Genomic DNA, 19352 nt, shown 5'->3' with positions numbered 1-19352 from the left:
ACTACTTTTCCCCCTCTTCTTTCTTAAGCGTCAATACAACTTCTCTGGTGTTGACTTTTCCCATGTAGTCTTTGAAGTGCTGTTTTACAGTGACACCATCACTGCTTATTTTTGTTACTATACCTGAATTCTCTCCGATGTGCATGCCTTCCTTGATAATATAACCCGTATTGCTTGCATCCTGGACAAGGGCTTTGGGATCCTTATCAAGAATAACGCCTACCAGAGTAATTTGACCGAGCGTTATATTCTGCAATATGTCTGCGGCAGTCATTTTCTTAGACATATCATCCAGTTTGATAATCTCATACGGCTGGAAGGGGTCTCTTACACCCTGAACCGTATATTCCGTTTTCGGTTCCTGTGCCTGAGTGATTACGGGTTTCAGTTTTTGAACGCTCTTGGGTTTTGCCGACAACAGGTTGTCAGCTGATGTAGTATCCTTTTTCCCTGAACAGCCCGAAAACACCAGCACTATCCCGATCAATACCGCTATCAGTATATCCCTGTTCATTGCGTGCTCACCCCTTCAATAAACTTGTATGTGGTTGCAACGCATGATGTATCAACAATGGTAGAACCACCATATCCTCTCTTTGGGGTACCAATAGTTATATCGGATATGTTAACAATTCTTGGCATTTTTGATACCTTATCAAAGAAATCGACAATGTCTTTAAAGGTTCCTTCAACCCTTATATCAACGGGGATCTCCGCATAAAAGTTTTTCTGAGACTCAACCCTCGGTTTGAATAACAGGAATTCAAGTCCTGAAGATTTGCCCAGTGACGAAATATTTTCAAGTAGTGATGGTATCTCACTTTTATCAGGGAGCTGCCTCAGTGCAATCAAAAGATCCATTTTTGTCTGCTCGAGCATCGCATCATACTTAGGCTTTTCAGCAACAATTGCCTGAACTTTCATAAGTTCGCTTTTCAGCCTGGCCTGTTCCGGTTGAAGGACTTTGATTTCATCACTGATCGGTCTATATAAAAAGTACCAGTACAGACCCACTATTACAATAATGAACGCCAGAAGAGAAAGCATCTTTACTGCCGGCTTCTGATGCAACAGAATATCTATTATTTTATTGATATTCATGCCCACCTCAATTCTGAATCTTTTGAATTTTACACTGAATTACAAATTTATGGTTTAGCCCTTCCTGTTCAGAAAGAACGAGTTCCACATCAGTGTAATGTTTCGACCCCTGCAGTCTTTTCATAAATTCGGCAATAACCGTATTATCAACCGCAGTACCATCCAGCACAACCTTTTCACCGGTATTTGTAAATGAACTTATCCATGCCTTTTCAGGAATAAGCATGCTCAATTCATCCAGTACCTCAACAGGGCCCGTTTTCTGAATGCTCAAATCATTGATGACCTGAAGTTTCTTCTCAAGTTCCAACCTGCGTTTTTTAACCTTTTCAATTTCTTCAGCCTTGACTTTCAGATCTGCAATCTGGACCTGCGTTTTTTGAATATCATTCTCAATCGATGTCTTTTCTCTTTTCATGGTTCCCTGAAGAATCCCCAGGCCAACAACAATTATCCCGACACATACTGCGAATACAATGACATGCTGTATGATCGCATTCAGCCTTAACTCAGCTTTTACTGGAAGCAGATTGATCGTTACCATTTGTAATCCGCCCTCCTTAACGCAAGGCCTACAGCAACTGCCATCTGTGGAGCAATATAGGCCATATATGCTGGATCGAAGTTCTTTTCATTCCATGTAATATTATTGAAAGGATTTATAATCTCCACTGGTACTTCATTCTGTTTCTGCAGCAAAGATATCAATCCCGGTATTCTTGCACCACCGCCGCTTATGTAAATCTTTTCTATATTTTCATTAACCATCGTGGAGAGGAAGAAATCCAGTGTCCTTTTGATTTCCTGAGCGAATGTTTCTGAAGCCATTTTGAAAATATAATTTACACGCTCGAGATCAATTCCATCAATACTTGCTCCGCATTTTATATTTTCCGCCCGTTCAAAGCTGACCCCGAATTCCCTTTGTATGCGCTCGGTCATCTGACGGCCGCCCATTGAAATGTCTCTTGCGAAAATCGACGTCCCTTCTCTCATCACATTTATATTAATCATTGATGCGCCGACATCCACAAGGGCAACAATGGTTTCCGGGGCATCCGGATAATTGGAATGGTACATATTTTCGATTGCAAAGACATCTACATCAACTATCAATGGCTTGAGACCGGCATTTTTGATAATGGAAGAATAATCATCCACAAGTTCTTTTTTCGATGCAACAAAAAGGACATCCATCATGTCCTGTCTTTCAAGGCTTTCTCCCAGTATGTGAAAATCCAGATACACATCATTGATATCAAAAGGAATGTACTGCTCTGCCTCAATCATCAACGTCTGCTCAAGTTCCGCCCTAGACATTGTTGAAATTTCGGCTTTCTTGACAATTACAGAATGACCGGAAACCGCTGTCGCTGTGCCTTTCGGAATAATTTTCAGATTATCCCTCAGGTTCCGTATTGTCTCAACGACCGTTTCCGAATCCATTATATCTTTGTCAACAATACATTCCGATGGCACGATAGCAATTCCCATTGATTTTAATTCATATCCGGACCGGGTTTTCTCGAGATCTATCATCTTGATGCTTTGTGATCCGATGTCCAATCCTAACAAGGTTTTTTTGCCGAAAAGCATTCATTCACCCCGCAAATATTACTTTTTCTTTTTTATTATTACGATGGTGTCCCCCGGCCTTACCATATTCATTTCTCTTGTGATGATATGTTCTATGTAGGGAAGGCTTTCCTTCAGCAGGCTTGCCTCCTGAGCAAGCATCTGATTTTCCTGTTTCAGGGCTGCATTCTGAGATTGCAGAATAAAAAGCTCCTTTTTCAATCTGTAAGTCTGAATAAGGCCTTTTTCGCCCGGTACTGTAAAAATCAGCGTTAGCGCCGCCATCATTATAAAGCCTGTTATAATGAGTCGCCGTATATTCATTAAGTATATTATAAACCAATATTAGGCAGTTATCATTATAAATCGACTCCGAATGAACTAATTCTTCATCTTTCATGTCAAGCCTATCGGGATTCAAAAAAATAAACTTTACATTATTTTTTATAATATTGATGAAAAATTATATTTTTTCAAATAGTTTATTTTCATAAAAACATGATGAAAGAACGTAAATATTCACCGGACAAATACCTGGACAGCCTTTACAGACAGATATACCGTTCCCCCTACAAGGACGTAAGAGGCAGGGAAGAATGTCTGAAGGTCTCCAAGGCCCTGCGCGGACAGCTTGCGGAGATTCTTGCAATAGAAAGGATCCCCGCACAGATCAAGAACCTCAGACCCGAGATCGTAAAGACTGAAGACAGAGAAGGTTTCATTCAGGAAACCATTTCCCTTGAGTTATGTGATGGCTGGAATACGCTCTGTTACCTGCTTACTCCCAAACTGCCATCAGGAAGCGCAGTTGTGGCGGTCTGCGGACATGGCTACGGATGCCGTCAGATAATAAGTCAAGGCAAACGCGGCAGTCGACGCAGAATCAATTTTCTGGATAATTACCAGAAGAATTTCGCCATAGAACTCGTAAAAAGAGGCAACACCGTAATTGCTTACGAGCCGATAGGCTTCGGTGAAGCGCGTAAGCGCAAAGACGGATTCAAGCCTTTCTACAGCAATTCCTGCAGGGATATCTCGCTGCATACACTTATGTACGGCTTAACCACCGCCTCACTCAGGATATACCAGGCTATGAGGTGTACGGATATGCTGGAGGCAAAGGGCTTCAAGGATATCGGCTGCATGGGCATTTCCGGCGGCGGGCTCGTCGCGCTGTATTTCGCATGTCTTGACGAGCGCATCAAGCGCACCGTGGTCAGCGGCTATATCAATACTTTCCGAGACAGTGTGATGTCAGTATGGCATTGTCCCGATAATTACATCCCCGGAATCCTGGCTGCCGGTGAGATATTCGACTTCGCGTCAGCGATTGCACCCCGAAAGCTGCTTGTCGAATCGGGCTCAAGGGACATGATATTCCCGAGAAAGGGCGTACAGACAGCCATAGAACATATATCGAGGATATACCGCGAGGTTGGCGCGGAAGATAATTTCAGCGTGGATCTATTCGAGGGCCGTCATGAGATATCAGGCAGGAAATCATACACCTTTTTCAATGAGGAGAAGCCGTAATCGATACAGAAAGGCTCATCTACTTGTTCAGCCTGTAAACTGCCCCATACACAAAACCCATAACAAAACCGCCTATATGGGAAAACCATGCTATAGAAGTCTGTTCGCCAAGAGTAAAGTATCCGTTCAATCCCTGCAGGGCAAACCATATCAATATAAAAATAAATGCCGGGATATGGACGATTTTGATAACAAAGAAGACTGGTATTATCGATGTTATTTTAGCCCGGGGTTTCAGGACGATAAAAATACCCATTACTGCTGCAATTGCACCTGATGCACCTACGACAATAATGTCTGAATTATGAAAAAACAGAGCGTGAGTATAAAACGAGACAAAAATTGATACTGCATAAAACACCACATACCTCATCCAGCCAAGCTCTTTTTCGACTGACGGCCCGAATACGTACAGAAAAAGCATGTTGCTCATAAGATGCAGATATCCTCCATGCATAAAGCCGGATACGAATATCGACAGATTCAATCTGAGAAGGTTGCCTCTTCCGTTTGTCAGGTAGAGCCAGATGTCATGCGGACTTATACCATATAAATCAAACAGGGCGCTGCCTGTCCTGACTTCTTCAAAAAACATGGCAATATTAGCGCATATAATCAATATTGTAACCGCAGCAAATCCTTTTGAAGAAGTGTCCTTAACCGGTATCACGGCCTGTAAGGCCCTCCATTGAATTATTTTAGACACTCCGTAACACGAAATCACTGTTCAACCAATATGATATGCAATTTGCAAATGAGCTGATGTTAAGTATGGACACATAAACCCTTAAAGAAATAATATGTGCGGCATGACAATCGATGCATTTATTTCCAGGTTCATGCGGTTTAAAACAAAGGATTATCTGGCGTTCAGCGAATTGGGCCATTGCGAACCACCTGATGCTCCAGCACGGGATATTCAGTTATATATGCATATTCCATTCTGCAGGGTGTTGTGCCCTTATTGTTCATTCCACAGGGTTGTGTTCAGAGAAGACCTGACAAGATCGTATTTCCAGGCGCTCAGAAAAGAGCTCGATATATACCATCAAAAAGGTTTCAGGTTTTCAGAAATTTATATCGGCGGCGGAACCCCGACTATATTGATGGATGAACTGGTTAAAACACTGAAACACTTGAACAGCCTGTTTAAACCAAAAGACATTTCTGTTGAAACCAACCCTGATTCGCTTAACAGAGAGACCCTTTCCGTTTTGTCCGACCTGGGAGCAGGGAGGGTGTCGGTAGGAGTCCAGACTTTTGATGATAAAATACTCAAACTGATCGGAAGATATGAAAAATACGGCAGTGGTAATGAACTGATAGAAAAAATATCAAAAGCGAAGAATATTGTCAGAACCTTGAATATTGACATGATCTACAATTTCCCGGTTCAAAACAGAGACCAGTTGCTTAATGATGTATATACACTTAATAATATAAAGCCCGATCAGGTAACGTTTTATCCCCTGATGGTATCTGATGAAACCATACGAGAAATGAAGAAAATCATGGGGGCTCACAGTTTCAGGAAAGAGCGCCTCTTTAATGAACTGATATCGAAAAACCTTTCGACCGATTATCATCCGCAATCCGCATGGTGTTTTTCCCTTTCTGATGCAATGATAGACGAATATGTCACATCAAACGAAGACTATGCCGGCGCAGGAAGCGGGGCTTTCGGTCTGTCAGGCGGTTATATATATGCAAACACATTTTCGATAGGACGATATATGAAAGACATCCGGGAAGGGAGGCTCCCGGTTTATGCAAAAAAGAAATTCTCCAGAAAAGAACTAGCCCGATACGCGTTTCTGATGGGTCTTTTCGGATTAAAGGTGCCAAGAAGCATGTTCGTTCAAAGGTTTGGCAAAGACCCATGGACGCTTTTGCCTCTTGAATGCCTGTTTTTTACCCTCATCGGGGCTTTGAATACCACTCACGACAGCCTTCAGCTTACTGAAAAAGGGCGTTATTACTGGGTAATAATGATGAGGGAATTCTTTACCGGAGTTGATAATTTCAGGGATATGAGCAGACTGGAGGCAGGAAGCGAATACGAATGATATCCTGGGATATTGCCCCAAAACGCAAGCGCAGCGGATACATTAAAGACTCCTGCACAACTGCCCAGGCTGCCCTTTCGAAATGACAAAAACCTAAGTCGTGCAGGAGTCTCAAAAAAATCTTGTTTTTATTTTTAAATAGTGTTAACCAACCGGTTAGTTTAACCTACTATTTAGTTAACAAGCAGAAAAGGTGATAAATATGCCTGAAAAAAAAGGCGTGGCCATTGAAAATATTCTTGCTGCAGCCAGAAAGGAGTTTGCGGATAAGGGCTTTGAGGGTGCTCGTGTCGACGAAATCGCCCGCAAGGCTTGCGTAAACAAGGCTATGCTTTACTACCATATAGGAGACAAACACGAATTGTATGCCCAAGTGTTGCATTCGATAATTGGAAATGTCGTCGAGCAGATAGAAAAGGAGCTCGAGAAGGTGGACAAACCAGAGGATAAATTGAGAACATATATAGCGGTTTTCAACAAGGCAATCGCAAGCAATCCCGAAATGCCCCGGATAATGATGCGGGAAATCGCCTCAGGCGGTAACAATCTCCCGGATATATTCTTTAAAGACATCTTGAGGATTATTTCTATTATTACAGGTGTGATCAAAGCCGGAACAAAATCGGGAGTATTTATCGAAACCATTCCGGAGCTTGTCCATGTTATGGTCATGGGAGGCATAATATCGACAAACACTATTTTCCCGCTCCTTTACTCGAAGAATAATGCACCCGGAGAAATCAGGAATATCTGTAAAAAGACATCTTCACATATTGCATCGGAAATTGAACGGCTCGTAATGAGGTCAGTGCTTGTTTATGCAAAACGGGGGTGAAAAATGAAAACACTCAAGATTAGTTTATCATTAATGCTTATATTCATAATTATTCAACCTCAGCCGGTTTCCGCCGATAACGACGGCAAGCCATTAAGCCTTGCAGATTCAATAAATATCGCTCTCGAAAACAGCCTCCTCATCAAATCTGCAGACGAAGGTGTTTCTTATGCCAGGGCTAAAAAGAAAGAGGCGGGAACCGGTTTCCTACCCATGTTCAGCGCTTCCTACAACTATACCAGACTCAGCGATGACCCCTATGTCGATTTTCCGGGAAATCCTCCGTTCATGCCGGCTACAACAATTACAACGGGTACAAAAGACAATTACACACTCGCATTTGAAGTCAAGCAGCCCATCTTTACCGGCGGGGCTATATACTACAATTATCTTGCAAACAAAACCGGCGAAGATGTAGCGAGTCAGGAAAAACGTCAAAACGTGCTCATCGTGATCGAAGAGGTCAAAACTGCTTATTATTCAATATTAAAGGCTGTAAAAGTCAAGGACGCCGCCGTCAAATCTGTTGAGATGCTTAAGGGGCACAGAGACATGGCAAAGGCCTATTATGATGTCCATCTGGTACCGCTTAATGACCTTTTAAGGGCGGAAGTGGAAGTTGCAAACGCCCAGCGAAATCTCCTTGCCGCTGAAAATGCCATAGAGATAGCAAATGCAAATTTTAATACAATCCTCAGAAGAGGAATAAATACCCCTGTGGATATTATCGACAGCTTTGAGGTCGTGCCTTTTGACAGAGGGATTGATGAATGCATCAACATGGCAATCAATATGAGGCCGGAAATGAAGGCTGCAGTTGCACGCCAGAAACAATCGGAAAGTTTGCTCAAGGTTGAAAAAGCAGGCTTTGTCCCAGTCATCGGGGCAACCGGACGATTGGAGCGATACGGCGATCATCCGGAACTCCAGGGCAGCCCCTACAGACAGCAGGACGACTGGTATATATCCGCGGCAGCTACATGGAATTTCTGGGAATGGGGAAAGACCAAGAACAGGGTTGATGCAGGAAGGGCACGTGTAAACCAGGCCGATAATGCTATACTTCAGACAGGAGACCGTATAGCGCTTGAAGTAAAAAGGGCATGGCTTGACCTCAAGGAGGCTGAAAAACAGGTGAGCGTAACCAAATCCATGATCAAGAGTGCAGAGGAAAACTTCAGGGTGAGTTCTGAAAGATATAAGGAACAGCTGGGTACCGCTGTTGACGTGCTTGACGCCCAGTCCCTACTGACAAAGGCCCGGGCCGATTATGCAAGGGCTGTCGGTGACTACAACATTCTTATGGCAAGGATTGAGAGGGTAATCGGAATTACAGGTAATGAATCGGGAGGCATAAAATGAAGAAGAGCGTAATAGTCGCAGTCTTGCTTGTTCTTGTTCTGGCGGTAGGATTCACCGTATGGCGTGAGCAGCAAAAAAACAAACACGTTGAACAATGGTATTCGGGAACGATAGATGCGCACCAGTCCAACATATCATTTCAGACCTCCGGCAGGGTTAACAGGATTAATTATGATGAAGGACAAAGCGTAAAAGAAGGTGAAGTGATTGCCGAACTTGACACCGAGGAATACCGGGCACGGATTCAGCAGGCGAAATCCAACCTTGAACGCGCTCAAAAAAACAGGGAACAGCTAGTTGACGTTCTTAACATATACAAAAAATCCCTTCCTGCCGATGTAAGACAGGCGCAGGCGGCACTCTCCATCGCAAAGGACGTGACGGAAAACGCCAGAAAGAATTATGTCAGATATTCTGAACTTTATAAAAGAGGTGTGGTCACGGAAAAAGAACGTGATGACGTAAGACTGGCCTTTGACAACGCCAGCAGCAGGTATTTACAGGCGGAAGCAGCACTGACGGCTGCAAACAGCAACCTCGGAAAGATTGATGCAACGGAAAAAGACATCGCCCAGGCAGGCGCCCAGGTTCTTGTCGCAAAGGCGGCTCTGGACGAAGCAACCATAAGACTTGGTTATACCAGGCTCCTGTCGCCAGTTGATGGCATAATCACCAGCCGCAATATAGAACTCGGAGAAGTGGTAAACCCGGGCCGGGAGGTTATGACGATTTCGGATCTCACAAGGGTATATCTCAAGATATATGTCAGAGAGACGGACATCGGCAACGTAAGGCCGGGACAGCCTGCGGAGGTAAAGATTGATTCCATGCCCGGCAGGGTCTTCAAAGGCAATGTTTCCTATATTTCTCAGGTGGCCGAGTTCACGCCCAAGATTATCCAGACCAAGGAAGAGCGGGTGAAATACGTATATCTTGTTAAGATATCCATCTTTAATCCCGACCTTGCATTAAAACCGGGGCTTCCGGCAGATGCGTGGCTGAAATAATAAGGAATAACAAACAGGCAGAAATGGCAGATATCATGGATGATTCCTATATCAAGATCGAGCATGTAACGATGAGCTTCGGGGAGGTCAAGGCCGTGGATGATGCATGCCTTGAAGCCGCAAGGGGTTCGGTATTCGGTCTTGTTGGATCGGACGGCGCCGGCAAATCGACCCTGCTCCGCATGCTTGCAACAATGATAAAACCATCTGAAGGCAGGATGAAAATAGCCGGCCTCGATGTTGTTGCTGACAAGCGTAAAGTAAAGGAGATAATCGGTTATATGCCCCAGCGTTTCGGTCTTTATCAGGACCTGACCGTCCTTGAAAACATTAATTTCTTCATGAACATTTTCGGGATCAGAGGTCAGGAAAGAAAATCCCGGATGGAAAAATATCTGGGCTTTTCCAATCTCCTGCCATATCTAGACAGGCAGGCAGGCAATCTATCCGGCGGGATGAAGCAGAAACTGGGCCTTGCATGCGTGCTTGTACACGAACCTGATGTGCTGATCCTCGATGAACCTACAAACGGTGTCGATCCGGTATCGAGACAGGAATTCTGGGACATTCTCAATGAAATGAAAAGGCAGGGTAAAACCATAATTATTTCAACCGCATACCTCGATGAAGGTGAAAAATGCGACACGCTTGCAATGATGCATAAGTCAAAAGTCCTTCAAGTTGCAACGCCTGCGGATATCCAGGCCCGATATGCCAGTCTGGAAGATGCCATGATAATGCGTATAGCGGAAATCGACGGGGAGATAGCCGGTGACGACATCGGAAGATAATTCAATTGTCGTGAACAGCCTTGAAAAGCGTTTCGGCAAGTTCATTGCCGTAAACCGCATAAGTTTTTCAGTCAGAAAGGGGGAAATTTTCGGTTTCCTGGGCTCGAACGGTTCGGGCAAATCGACAACTATACGCATGCTCTGCGGAATTCTGAAACCCACGTCCGGAGGCGGCAGTGTAGCAGGATATGATGTGATAAAGGAACCGGATGAAATCAAAAGCTCGATAGGCTACATGTCGCAGAAGTTTTCACTTTATGAAAATATGACCCCTTTTGAAAACATCAGGTTTTACCTCGGCGTCTATAATGTTCCCGAAAGCCTCTGGAAGGAAAGAACTCAATGGGTCCTCGACATGGCCAGGATTTCAGAGTTCAGAAACAGACTGACAAAAGACCTGCCTCAAGGCTTCAAACAGAGACTCGCACTGGGGTGCGCCATGCTCCACAAACCGGGCATAATATTTCTGGACGAGCCCACATCGGGGGTTGATCCGATCACAAGAAGGCATTTCTGGGAATTCATCCGCAAGCTTTCTGGAGAAGGCATCACCGTATTCGTAACCACTCATTATATGGACGAGGCCCTCAACTGCGAGCGGATCGCCATGATAAACCTGGGCAATATTGTTGCGGAGGGCTCTCCGGAAGAGATAATAGAAAGGACATGCCCTAAAAAGCCGGGGGCCACGCTTAACGACGCATTCATAAGGCTTATGGCAGGTGGCCCTTCATGAACATCAGAAAGATCAATGCCGTAATGATGAATGAATTCCTGCATCTTGCAAGAGATTACAGGAGTCTGGCAATGGCATTCGCCATCCCTGTTCTTCTGATACTTCTCTTCGGCTATGCCCTGAGTCTCGATGTCGAGCATATAAAAACAATAGTGATCGACCAGGACAGGACTGACATCAGTCGCGATTTCATCAGGGAACTGGGGGCCTCACGATATTTCACCATAACAGCATCGATCGATTCCTCCGGTGAAATCGACGATTATCTCGATCATGGCAGGGCATCTCTTGCCTTCGTCATTCCGCCCGGTTTCACGAAAAACCTGAGGTCTGACAGACCGGCGCCAATGCAGGTTATACTCGACGGCAGCGATCCCAATTTTGCCAACATCTCCAAGGGATACGTGAATGGTTTTATCAATGCCTACAACCAGGTTATCCTGGCGGACTTCCTTAACAGGTCTGGTTTGGAGGCTATGGACCCGCCTGTAAACGGATGTCTGAGAGTATGGTTCAATGAGAACCTCCTGAGTAGAAATTTCATAATCCCGGGTATTATAGCCATAATAATTATCATCGCAGGGACCCTGCTGACATCCCTGGTGGTTGCAAGGGAATACGAAAACGGCACGATGGAAACGTTAAAGTCCATTCCTCTTGGAGCAATGGAGTTCATGATCGGAAAGGCTGTCCCGTATTATCTCATAGCCATTATCGACGTCCTGGTTTCGATATTCATGGGTCAGATCCTGTTCAACGTGGTCATGAAGGAAAGTTTCTGGATCATGATGTTTGCATCAACCCTTTATGTCTTTGTAGCTATATCGATAGGACTGCTGCTTTCCACCTCCATCAAGAACCAGCTTGTTGCAAACCAGGCGGCCATACTTATCACCTACCTCCCCTCGTTCCTGCTTTCAAATTTTGTATTTCCGATCACCAATATGCCGAAAGCCCTTCAGCTGATAACATATTTTGTGCCTGCAAAATATTACATCAGCATTCTGAGTGACATCTTCCTAAGGGATGTTGGCTTTTCTGCAGTCTGGACCGATTATGCAGTCCTTGCTGCAATCCCTGTAATATTAACCTCGATCAATTATCTGCTTCTCAAAAAGGAGGGGTTGTGAACTGGCTCAGGATAAGGGAGCTTGTAAGGAAGGAGTTCATAGAGCTCTTCCGTGACAGAAAGAACAGGCCGCTTCTGATAATAGCTCCGCTCGTTCAGATCCTTGTATTCGGTTATGTCGTCAATTTCGACATCAACAATATTCAGGTAGCCGTATTCGACCAGGCCCGTACAAATGAAAGCAGGGAATTCATCGAGGCATTCAGCAGCAATAAAATATTCAGGATCACTCACTTTCCCGAGAGTGAAAAGGCTCTCGGGAGGCTGGTTATGGACAACAAGGTGGACATAGGGATTAATATCGCGCCTGATATGAGCGAAAAGATGAAAAAGGGGAATACCGCAGACGTCCAGATAATCGCCGACGGGTGCATGAGCAACATGGCATTTATCAGAATATCCTATACGGTAATGGTCCTTGACCAGTACAACCGCATGATGATGAAGCGCATATATCCACAGAATATGCAGTTCGCGCAGGTGGATATGCGCCTGAGGCAATGGTACAACCCCAATATCAACAGCCGCCATTTCTTCGTGCCCGGGATTGTGGCCTTTCTTATCATGCTACTGAGTCTTCTGTTTACATCCATTGCCATCATCCGCGAAAAAGAATCCGGGACGATGGAGCAGGTGATAGTAACTCCGATAAAATCCTCCGAATTTATCATGGGAAAGACCATACCCTTTATAATTATCTCGCTCATACAGATGTGGATAGTCATTGCCTTTGCAAAATACTGGTTCGACGTCCCCATGGCGGGAAGCGCATGGCTTCTTTTCGCGGCATCGATCCTGTTCCTTCTGAGTTCGCTCGGAATGGGTCTTTTTATTTCAACGGTCAGCAGGACGCAGCAGCAGGCCATGATGTCTACATTTTTCGTGGTGCTGCCGGTGTTCATGCTTTCCGGTTTTGTATTTCCCATAAGCAACATGCCGGAACCCGTTCAATGGCTCACGTATCTCAATCCTCTACGGTATTTCCTGGTCATTATCAGGGGGATATTTTTAAAGGGTGTAGGAATTGAGGTGCTATGGAAGCAGTTTCTGGCACTCGGCATACTGGGTCTGATCCTTTTTGCAAGCGCCACTCTCAGGTTCCATAAACGACTGGACTGATAATCGAAACTGGCGCGCTCGACAGGGATCGAACCTGCGACCTTAGGCTCCGGAGGCCTACGCTCTATCCAACTGAGCTACGAGCGCATATCCGTCATTTCTTCATCAGATGGCCTACGGCATCGTCGAGACCGTCAAGCGTCAGTTCGTACATCGGGAATATCTCGGAAATCGCCATTATGGTCTCAGTGCCGGGCCAGGTGTATTCGTGCTTGGGGTTAAGCCATACACTATGTCTGAAGGTTTTTGCAAGAAATACGAGGCTGTCGATACTTGGTCGCTGCATCTGGGAACCGTAATAGATGCTGCCGTAGCGGCTGTAAAGTTCGTATGGCGCCATTGACGCATCTCCAACCATGATTAGCCTGGTCTCAGGGTCCATCCGTGCAAAGTCCTCGATAGCAAATGCCTTGCTCATTCGCTGGGGATCCGCCCAGACACGTGAATACACGGTGTTGTGGAAGAAATAAAACTTCACGTCCTTGAACTGTGATTTGGCGTGATTGAACAGTACCTGCACCACGTTTACATAGGGGTCCATAGAGTAGCCGCCGTTGTCTATCATAAGAATGACCTTGAGTTTGTCCTTGAGTCTCCTATCAAATACTATCTCTATTTCGCCTGCATTCTTCATGGTTTCCTTTATCGTTTTTTCAACATTAAGGCTGTCCTTGGGACCCGCAGGCACCATATATCTCAGGCGTTTCAATGCATCTGAAATCTGTGCGGGCCCGAGGCGCTGATCCTGGGTATAATCACGATATCGCCTTTCAAGCGCTACCTTTACCGCGGAATGGTTTCGTGATGCACCGCCCACGCGCATGCCGCCCGGATGAAATCCCGAATGGCCCACAGGTGATGTCCCGCCCGTGCCTATCCAGCGGTTACCTCCGTCATGGCGCTCCTTCTGGTCTTCAAGTCTTTTCCTGAAGTATTCCTCAAGTTCCTGAGGCGTAAGCTTCTTGACGTCTTCCACGCTCATTCCCAGAAATTCCGCCATTTTGACCGGGTCTTTCAGCCATTCTTCGAGCATCGCGGCTATTGCCTTTTCTATCTCGTCGGCAAGGTCTTCCGGGAGATCTGCCCCTTTGAAGTGGTGTGCAAACACCCTGTCATACATGTCGAAATAGCGTTCGCTCTTGATCATGACCGCGCGGCTGATGCAGTACAGGTCGTCAAGGCTCAGTATAAGACCTTTGTCAAGGGCCTCCTGAAGCCTCAGAAACCCTGTTGGACCGACCGGTATGCCCCGGTCTCTGAGCGTATAGAAAAATTCCGAGAACACGTTATCTAGTACCCGCCCGTGTACCTCTGGGCAAGTTTCAGGTCTTCGCTTTTCTTGAACAGAACGCCAAGGTACGGGACATCCCTTTTTGCAAGGTACTGTGTATCGAATTCCTTATCCATGAGAAGGATGCGTATCCAGTTTATGAGTTCGCGCGTGGCGGGCTTTTTCTCGATGCCTTTTACCTCCCTCAGCCTGTAAAAAGCCTCTATGCATGCCTCGCTTATCTTTTTTTCGATTGAAGGGAAGTGTGCGAGCACTATCTTTCTCATCATATCTGCATCTGGAAACGCTATATGATGGAAGATGCATCGCCCGAGAAACGGATCCGAAAGATCTTTCTTGGCGTTGGATGTAATGATAATGATAGGCCGGTTTTTCGCTTTAATAGTCCTGTCGATTTCGATTATATCAAAACTCATCTGGTCAAGCACATCCAGCAGGTCATCCTGAAAGTCTGTATCGGCCTTGTCGATCTCGTCTATTAGCAGGACGACGCGGCTGTCGGCTGTAAAGGCCTGTCCTATCTTTCCCATTTTTATATAGTCCTCAATGCTGCTTACATCACGTGACGAATCACCAAAACGGCTGTCATTGAGGCGCGTCAGGGTATCGTACTGATAAAGCGCCTCGACCGCCTTCATACTCGACTTAACGTTCAGGATGATAAGCGGCATGCCCAGATTTTCCGCAATGGCATATGCAAGCAGTGTTTTGCCGGTACCGGGTTCACCTTTGAGGAGTAGCGGCATCTCAAGCCTGATTGATGCATTGACTATGCGTGCAAGTTCTGGATCAAGGACATATGATTTTGTTCCGGTAAATGAGTCTTTTCCCATCGTTGTCTCCATACAGAACTTTGATTTCATGCGGCATAACACACATAAGGGGGTGTTTCAATATCATGGTTTTCCGCCTATTGATGTCCCTTTTTTCATATGTATGAGGAAGTATTCCCTGTTCTGCCAGAGGACTTCTGCGGCGGGAGACTTCTCTTTCAGGATGTCAACCTTGTATATGTCGTCAGTAACGCACCATTCTTCGCCTGATTTTTTATACTGTTCGAAGAAATCCCGGCTTGACGGAAAGCGTCTTATCTTCTCCTCATTCGAAAGCTTGGCTACACCATAATCAAGCTCGCCATAATCATCGACTACAGGCGTTTTCATGCGCGTATAAAAGTCGATGCCGTAATTGCTCATCTTGAACTGAACGGGAACGCTGCCTTCGGGTACATGCTCCCTGATGGCCTCGACAATAGGCAAGGCGGATTTGTACGGCGTAACATATTTTGCCGCAGGCACAAGCAGCGAGAGAAAGAACACTGCCGAGAAAATATAAATGCTGAAAAACCATCCCTGCCGCAGTCTTTTCCTTACCATTGAGGGCAGGAAAGTCAGGCACAGGAGCATGATGACAGGGACAATTACATATGGCAGCCACCGGCTCATCGATATAAGGCTTCCCTTATCGAAGAGCGGCAGGAATACTATCCCCGTCCCTATGGCCGCTGACTGCAGCCAGACCGCAGACGATGCTATTATGCCCGTAGTAACATGACTGCCTTGCCTCAGGGCATCGTCCCCCTGTCTGAATATATGCCCGAGCATAACCGAAAGCGGTATGAAAACAGGTGCAATGTATGGCACAAGCTTGGATGAGGAGGCTGAAAAGAACAGGAAAACAAATCCGGCCCATGTAAGGAGAAAAGCTGTTTCATCCTTTTTAAAGATAAAACCGATTCTGGGCCTCATATATTTGATCGCCTGGGGCAGATAACCCAGCCAGGGTATGAAGCCGCCAATCAGGACAGGAATAAAGAACCAGAAAGGTTCATACCTGTTGTGAATCTTTGTTGTAAATCTCTGCAGGTGCTCATGAATAAAAAAGAAGTTGAAAAAATCAGGATTAGCCTTCTGTACAAGGTAAAGCCACGGGCCGGTCACCAGCAACAGTATGATCAATCCTGCCGGAGAAATCAGCCTGAATATATCCCTGAATCGTTTTCTGAAGACAAGCCAGAAAAAGGCTATTGTAAAAGGAAAAACAACACCGATGAGGCCTTTTGACAAAAAGGCCAGTCCTGCAAAAAAATACGCGAGATAAAGCCATATCCGTTTGCGGCGTTCGTCCTCAAAAAACCTGTAGCATGACCATATGCCCATTGAGACAAAGAATGTAAGCGGCATGTCAAGGACATGGGCTCTGCCCATTACAAAATGATATATAGTCGTGGAAAGCAGAGCCGCAGCAAAAATCCCGGTCTTTTCGTCATGGAAACGTCTGCCGATCCTATAGGCAAGCATGATGCAGCCCCAGGCGCAAAGGGCCACGAATAGCCTGGAGGCAAAGGCATTTTCCCCGAATATTTTAAATGAAACAGCTGTCGCCCAGTAATCGAGGACCGGTTTTTCAAAGTAATCGACACCCTTCAGTCTCGGAGTTACATAGTCTCCGGTCTGAATCATCTCCTGAGGAATCAGGCTGTAACGACCTTCATCAGGCTCAATAAGCGGAATCGCGGGCAACGAGGCAATATATATCAGAAGCGGGATTATAAACAGAACAAGCCATTTTAAGATTTTTGAAGCACCTTCTGTCATTTCACACCCAATCACACTGCAAGCCTGTTTTGTCAATATATTCCTGAGGATCCTGTGTCATCTTTGCAATAATACACACAAACCTGTTGAATACTTACAACATGCCCGAATAGTCAATGGCCTTCGAACTGCCATGAAAACCTGTCTTCTGAAATTATTGAAGCCTCTGCAGAGCATACATTATTATTTTATCATATTGATTATACTTGGTTTCTTAATTTCAGCATATATCACAGCCCGATACCTGCCATCATTACAAAATGCTAATTATGGCAATTTATTTACAAAATGGCATGTATGTTGTATTGACATTGGGTAGGGATATGTCTAAATAATGGGCATATAAAAAGAGATTGCATAAACAACTAGAGAACCGCACCCAGAGCACTCATCCAAGAACCACAACCTTATTTGGGGAAATAAAAAACAAAGCATAAGGAGGAAAGGGTATGGGTAAATGGGGAAAATGGGTACTGCTCTTAGTTGTTGCAATGGCCTTTGCAATGCCGGCATGGGCTGTTGATTTTAAACTGGGGGGCAAATACGAAATTCAGGGCCGGTATTATGCATATCCGATGATAATGGACATTCCGGATAATCTGACATTTCCTGTCACGGACATGTATTTGAAGCATTATTTCAATCTTTATCCGCAGATTATTGTAAATGACAAGATCAAAATTGTTGGTGACCTTGAAGTTTTCGACAACAAGATATCAAGGGATGACGAAGTCAACTGGGACGGTATTTATCAGGCTTACAGTGAATTCGTACCGACCGGCGCTATTGTGGATCCGTCAGACACCGGGTCAAAACTCAATACTCGTAATTACAAGCCGTACAGCCAGTACAACACATTCACGGTTGACCAGCTCTATGCCGATGTCACAACAGGCATAGGCAAGTTCATTGCCGGTAAAACAAAAGACTTCACGGGTATCGGCTGGTTCATCCAGGTTCCGGCCGCAAAAGATTGGGTCTTTGGTGTTGTCTGGAACAAGAAGCAGGAACTTGGCACTGCAATGGGAACAAAGAATAGCCACAACACTGGTGACCAGGATGAATTTGAAGGTATCGCCAAACTGGAAAATGCAAATACCCTGTTCGACTTCAGGCTTGCCTATAAATATTCAGGTCCAGGCCATGCACAGACCAGGATCATCTATCCTCACCTCTGGTTCAACCAGAAGTTCAACGACCTTGTAAAAATGAATATGAAACTTGCATATGGAAACGGTCCTCTCCTGCAGACCGGCTCTCCGGTTGGATCATATATCGGTACAGAAACTGACTGGAAAGCCGATAACGTATGGGGTGCATGGCTGGGCTTTGGAATCACACCTGGCAATGCTGCGATACAGATAGACGGCGCATATCTTCCTGGCGCAAAGAAACCTCAGTTCGTATCTGCATATCTTGATGACGGCGAAAACCTTGATACATGGCTCATGAACGATGTCCATGATATTTACGCATATGCATTTGAAACCTATGCTACACAGGCAGCACTTGGCGATCCTCGCGTTGACGGCAATTACAGCTTCACAAACGCCATACTGGGCCGCCTTAACCTTGCATACAAATTCACAGACAAACTGAAAGCTGATGTAAACTTTGTTATTGGTCAGAAAGAAAATACAAAGTATCTCGAAAACTGGTATGCTGCAAACAGTGCTATTACAAGCGTTAATGAAGATGGTAGCTATAATTTTTCAACTTACGGACTTGCCAATGCTGTTGCACCTACAAGCCTTGAAAGTAAGATCGTTAGATATTATTCAGATGATGATAATAATCTTTATTTAGAATACGCCGGGCCAAGCATGCCAAGCATGATGCCGGGAGTGCTCCCTGATACTTCCTATCAATCAAGCGTATCAAAGGACCTCGGCTGGGAAGTGAGAGGCCGCCTGAACTATCAGTGGATGGACAACCTTTCATTCGGAATAGACCTTGCCTACTACAAGCCTGGAAACTTTTACAAAGAGCTTGTTGAAAACGCCTTCAGGGAAGTAGGGTCAAAGTATCTTACAATGCAGATAAATCCGATAACAGGACGGCCAATTCCTGAAACTATCAAGGTGAACACTTGGAATGGAACCGGTAAAGAGCTCAAAGACACTTACGCAGCGCGCTGGATTGCGAAAGTTACATTCTAATCTGAACTGAATCACAAGGTAAAAAAGAAGAGGCGCCGGAAACCCCGGCGC

19 protein-coding genes and 1 tRNA gene are annotated in these 19352 nt (G+C 45.2%); 10 read left to right on the top strand and 10 right to left on the bottom strand.

The features are described 5' to 3' along the window. Window position 1: 1 nt before the first annotated feature. The 5 genes from VIS94_04420 to VIS94_04400 are packed head-to-tail and all read right to left on the bottom strand — an operon-like array spanning window position 2 to window position 3076. Window positions 2-514, bottom strand: a complete 513-nt coding sequence (locus VIS94_04420; protein HEY9160315.1) for a pilus assembly protein PilP — start codon at window positions 512-514, stop codon at window positions 2-4. Next, window positions 511-1101 carry a type 4a pilus biogenesis protein PilO gene (locus VIS94_04415; protein ID HEY9160314.1) on the bottom strand — a complete coding sequence of 197 codons (591 nt, stop codon included), beginning with the start codon at window positions 1099-1101 and terminating at the stop codon, window positions 511-513. Before VIS94_04415 ends, VIS94_04420 begins: the two co-directional genes overlap by 4 nt. 7 nt (window positions 1102-1108) lie before the next feature. Continuing rightward, window positions 1109-1645: a PilN domain-containing protein gene (locus VIS94_04410; GenBank protein HEY9160313.1), complete on the bottom strand. Its 537-nt coding sequence runs from the start codon at window positions 1643-1645 to the stop codon at window positions 1109-1111. Beyond that, window positions 1639-2697: a type IV pilus assembly protein PilM gene (pilM, locus tag VIS94_04405; GenBank protein HEY9160312.1), complete on the bottom strand. Its 1059-nt coding sequence runs from the start codon at window positions 2695-2697 to the stop codon at window positions 1639-1641. The genes VIS94_04410 and pilM overlap by 7 nt, the downstream gene beginning before the upstream one ends. A gap of 4 nt (window positions 2698-2701) precedes the next feature. Then, window positions 2702-3076, bottom strand: coding sequence for a hypothetical protein (locus tag VIS94_04400; protein HEY9160311.1), 375 nt, complete (start codon window positions 3074-3076; stop codon window positions 2702-2704). Between the two features lie 98 nt (window positions 3077-3174). Between VIS94_04400 and VIS94_04395 the strand changes: the two genes are divergently transcribed. Next, entirely contained in the window at window positions 3175-4209 is a 1035-nt protein-coding gene (locus tag VIS94_04395; GenBank protein HEY9160310.1) for an acetylxylan esterase, read from the top strand. A 19-nt stretch (window positions 4210-4228) separates the two neighbouring features. On the opposite strand, the gene VIS94_04390 is transcribed toward VIS94_04395, so the two are convergent. Beyond that, window positions 4229-4879: a rhomboid family intramembrane serine protease gene (locus tag VIS94_04390; GenBank protein ID HEY9160309.1), complete on the bottom strand. Its 651-nt coding sequence runs from the start codon at window positions 4877-4879 to the stop codon at window positions 4229-4231. A 130-nt stretch (window positions 4880-5009) separates the two neighbouring features. Between VIS94_04390 and VIS94_04385 the strand changes: the two genes are divergently transcribed. The 8 genes from VIS94_04385 to VIS94_04350 all read left to right on the top strand — a co-directional run bounded on the left by VIS94_04385 (window position 5010) and on the right by VIS94_04350 (window position 13254). Next, a complete protein-coding gene (locus VIS94_04385) occupies window positions 5010-6275 on the top strand; it encodes a coproporphyrinogen III oxidase family protein (GenBank protein HEY9160308.1) in 1266 nt (421 codons plus the stop codon). Between the two features lie 202 nt (window positions 6276-6477). Further along, window positions 6478-7110 (top strand): TetR/AcrR family transcriptional regulator, encoded by a 633-nt coding sequence (locus tag VIS94_04380; GenBank protein HEY9160307.1) that lies wholly within the window; start codon window positions 6478-6480, stop codon window positions 7108-7110. 3 nt (window positions 7111-7113) lie between these two features. Then, the gene (locus VIS94_04375; protein HEY9160306.1) at window positions 7114-8472 is read left to right on the top strand and encodes a TolC family protein; all 1359 of its coding nucleotides are present in this window, start codon (window positions 7114-7116) and stop codon (window positions 8470-8472) included. Further along, window positions 8469-9479, top strand: coding sequence for an efflux RND transporter periplasmic adaptor subunit (locus VIS94_04370; GenBank protein HEY9160305.1), 1011 nt, complete (start codon window positions 8469-8471; stop codon window positions 9477-9479). Before VIS94_04375 ends, VIS94_04370 begins: the two co-directional genes overlap by 4 nt. A 23-nt stretch (window positions 9480-9502) precedes the next feature. Beyond that, window positions 9503-10270: an ABC transporter ATP-binding protein gene (locus tag VIS94_04365; GenBank protein HEY9160304.1), complete on the top strand. Its 768-nt coding sequence runs from the start codon at window positions 9503-9505 to the stop codon at window positions 10268-10270. Then, the gene (locus VIS94_04360) at window positions 10251-11006 is read left to right on the top strand and encodes an ABC transporter ATP-binding protein (protein ID HEY9160303.1); all 756 of its coding nucleotides are present in this window, start codon (window positions 10251-10253) and stop codon (window positions 11004-11006) included. Before VIS94_04365 ends, VIS94_04360 begins: the two co-directional genes overlap by 20 nt. After that, window positions 11003-12136, top strand: a complete 1134-nt coding sequence (locus VIS94_04355; protein HEY9160302.1) for an ABC transporter permease — start codon at window positions 11003-11005, stop codon at window positions 12134-12136. The genes VIS94_04360 and VIS94_04355 overlap by 4 nt, the downstream gene beginning before the upstream one ends. Next, window positions 12133-13254, top strand: a complete 1122-nt coding sequence (locus VIS94_04350) for an ABC transporter permease (GenBank protein HEY9160301.1) — start codon at window positions 12133-12135, stop codon at window positions 13252-13254. Before VIS94_04355 ends, VIS94_04350 begins: the two co-directional genes overlap by 4 nt. 10 nt (window positions 13255-13264) lie before the next feature. Here the strand turns inward: VIS94_04350 and VIS94_04345 are convergent. From VIS94_04345 to VIS94_04330, 4 genes are all read right to left on the bottom strand, one after another. Continuing rightward, window positions 13265-13341 (bottom strand) — tRNA-Arg (locus VIS94_04345). A 7-nt stretch (window positions 13342-13348) separates the two neighbouring features. Then, a complete protein-coding gene (locus VIS94_04340; protein HEY9160300.1) occupies window positions 13349-14539 on the bottom strand; it encodes a hypothetical protein in 1191 nt (396 codons plus the stop codon). Window positions 14540-14544: 5 nt separating this feature from the next. Further along, window positions 14545-15378 (bottom strand): MoxR family ATPase, encoded by an 834-nt coding sequence (locus VIS94_04335; protein ID HEY9160299.1) that lies wholly within the window; start codon window positions 15376-15378, stop codon window positions 14545-14547. Window positions 15379-15441: 63 nt separating this feature from the next. Then, window positions 15442-17142: a glycosyltransferase family 39 protein gene (locus VIS94_04330; GenBank protein ID HEY9160298.1), complete on the bottom strand. Its 1701-nt coding sequence runs from the start codon at window positions 17140-17142 to the stop codon at window positions 15442-15444. A gap of 449 nt (window positions 17143-17591) precedes the next feature. Here VIS94_04330 and VIS94_04325 point away from each other — a divergent pair, with 449 nt between their 5' ends. Continuing rightward, window positions 17592-19301, top strand: a complete 1710-nt coding sequence (locus VIS94_04325; protein HEY9160297.1) for a hypothetical protein — start codon at window positions 17592-17594, stop codon at window positions 19299-19301. Window positions 19302-19352: the final 51 nt, after the last annotated feature.

It is taken from the genome of Desulfomonilia bacterium (assembly GCA_036567785.1).
In the GTDB taxonomy this organism is placed as follows: domain Bacteria; phylum Desulfobacterota; class Desulfomonilia; order UBA1062; family UBA1062; genus DATCTV01.
The sequence above is the reverse complement of the archived record's forward strand: the minus strand, read 5'-3'. Positions and strand labels throughout refer to the sequence as shown.

Bases quoted from the DNA above. Each gene is read 5' to 3' on its own strand.
- VIS94_04380 (HEY9160307.1), top strand. From the start codon at position 6,478: ATGCCTGAAAAAAAAGGCGTGGCCATTGAAAATATTCTTGCTGCAGCC.
- VIS94_04385 (HEY9160308.1), top strand. From the start codon at position 5,010: ATGTGCGGCATGACAATCGATGCATTTATTTCCAGGTTCATGCGGTTT.
- pilM (HEY9160312.1), bottom strand. From the start codon at position 2,697: ATGCTTTTCGGCAAAAAAACCTTGTTAGGATTGGACATCGGATCACAA.
- VIS94_04355 (HEY9160302.1), top strand. From the start codon at position 11,003: ATGAACATCAGAAAGATCAATGCCGTAATGATGAATGAATTCCTGCAT.
- VIS94_04415 (HEY9160314.1), bottom strand. From the start codon at position 1,101: ATGAATATCAATAAAATAATAGATATTCTGTTGCATCAGAAGCCGGCA.
- VIS94_04400 (HEY9160311.1), bottom strand. From the start codon at position 3,076: ATGAAAGATGAAGAATTAGTTCATTCGGAGTCGATTTATAATGATAAC.
- VIS94_04365 (HEY9160304.1), top strand. From the start codon at position 9,503: ATGGCAGATATCATGGATGATTCCTATATCAAGATCGAGCATGTAACG.
- VIS94_04375 (HEY9160306.1), top strand. From the start codon at position 7,114: ATGAAAACACTCAAGATTAGTTTATCATTAATGCTTATATTCATAATT.
- VIS94_04370 (HEY9160305.1), top strand. From the start codon at position 8,469: ATGAAGAAGAGCGTAATAGTCGCAGTCTTGCTTGTTCTTGTTCTGGCG.
- VIS94_04420 (HEY9160315.1), bottom strand. From the start codon at position 514: ATGAACAGGGATATACTGATAGCGGTATTGATCGGGATAGTGCTGGTG.
- VIS94_04325 (HEY9160297.1), top strand. From the start codon at position 17,592: ATGGGTAAATGGGGAAAATGGGTACTGCTCTTAGTTGTTGCAATGGCC.
- VIS94_04335 (HEY9160299.1), bottom strand. From the start codon at position 15,378: ATGGGAAAAGACTCATTTACCGGAACAAAATCATATGTCCTTGATCCA.
- VIS94_04410 (HEY9160313.1), bottom strand. From the start codon at position 1,645: ATGGTAACGATCAATCTGCTTCCAGTAAAAGCTGAGTTAAGGCTGAAT.
- VIS94_04330 (HEY9160298.1), bottom strand. From the start codon at position 17,142: ATGACAGAAGGTGCTTCAAAAATCTTAAAATGGCTTGTTCTGTTTATA.
- VIS94_04395 (HEY9160310.1), top strand. From the start codon at position 3,175: ATGATGAAAGAACGTAAATATTCACCGGACAAATACCTGGACAGCCTT.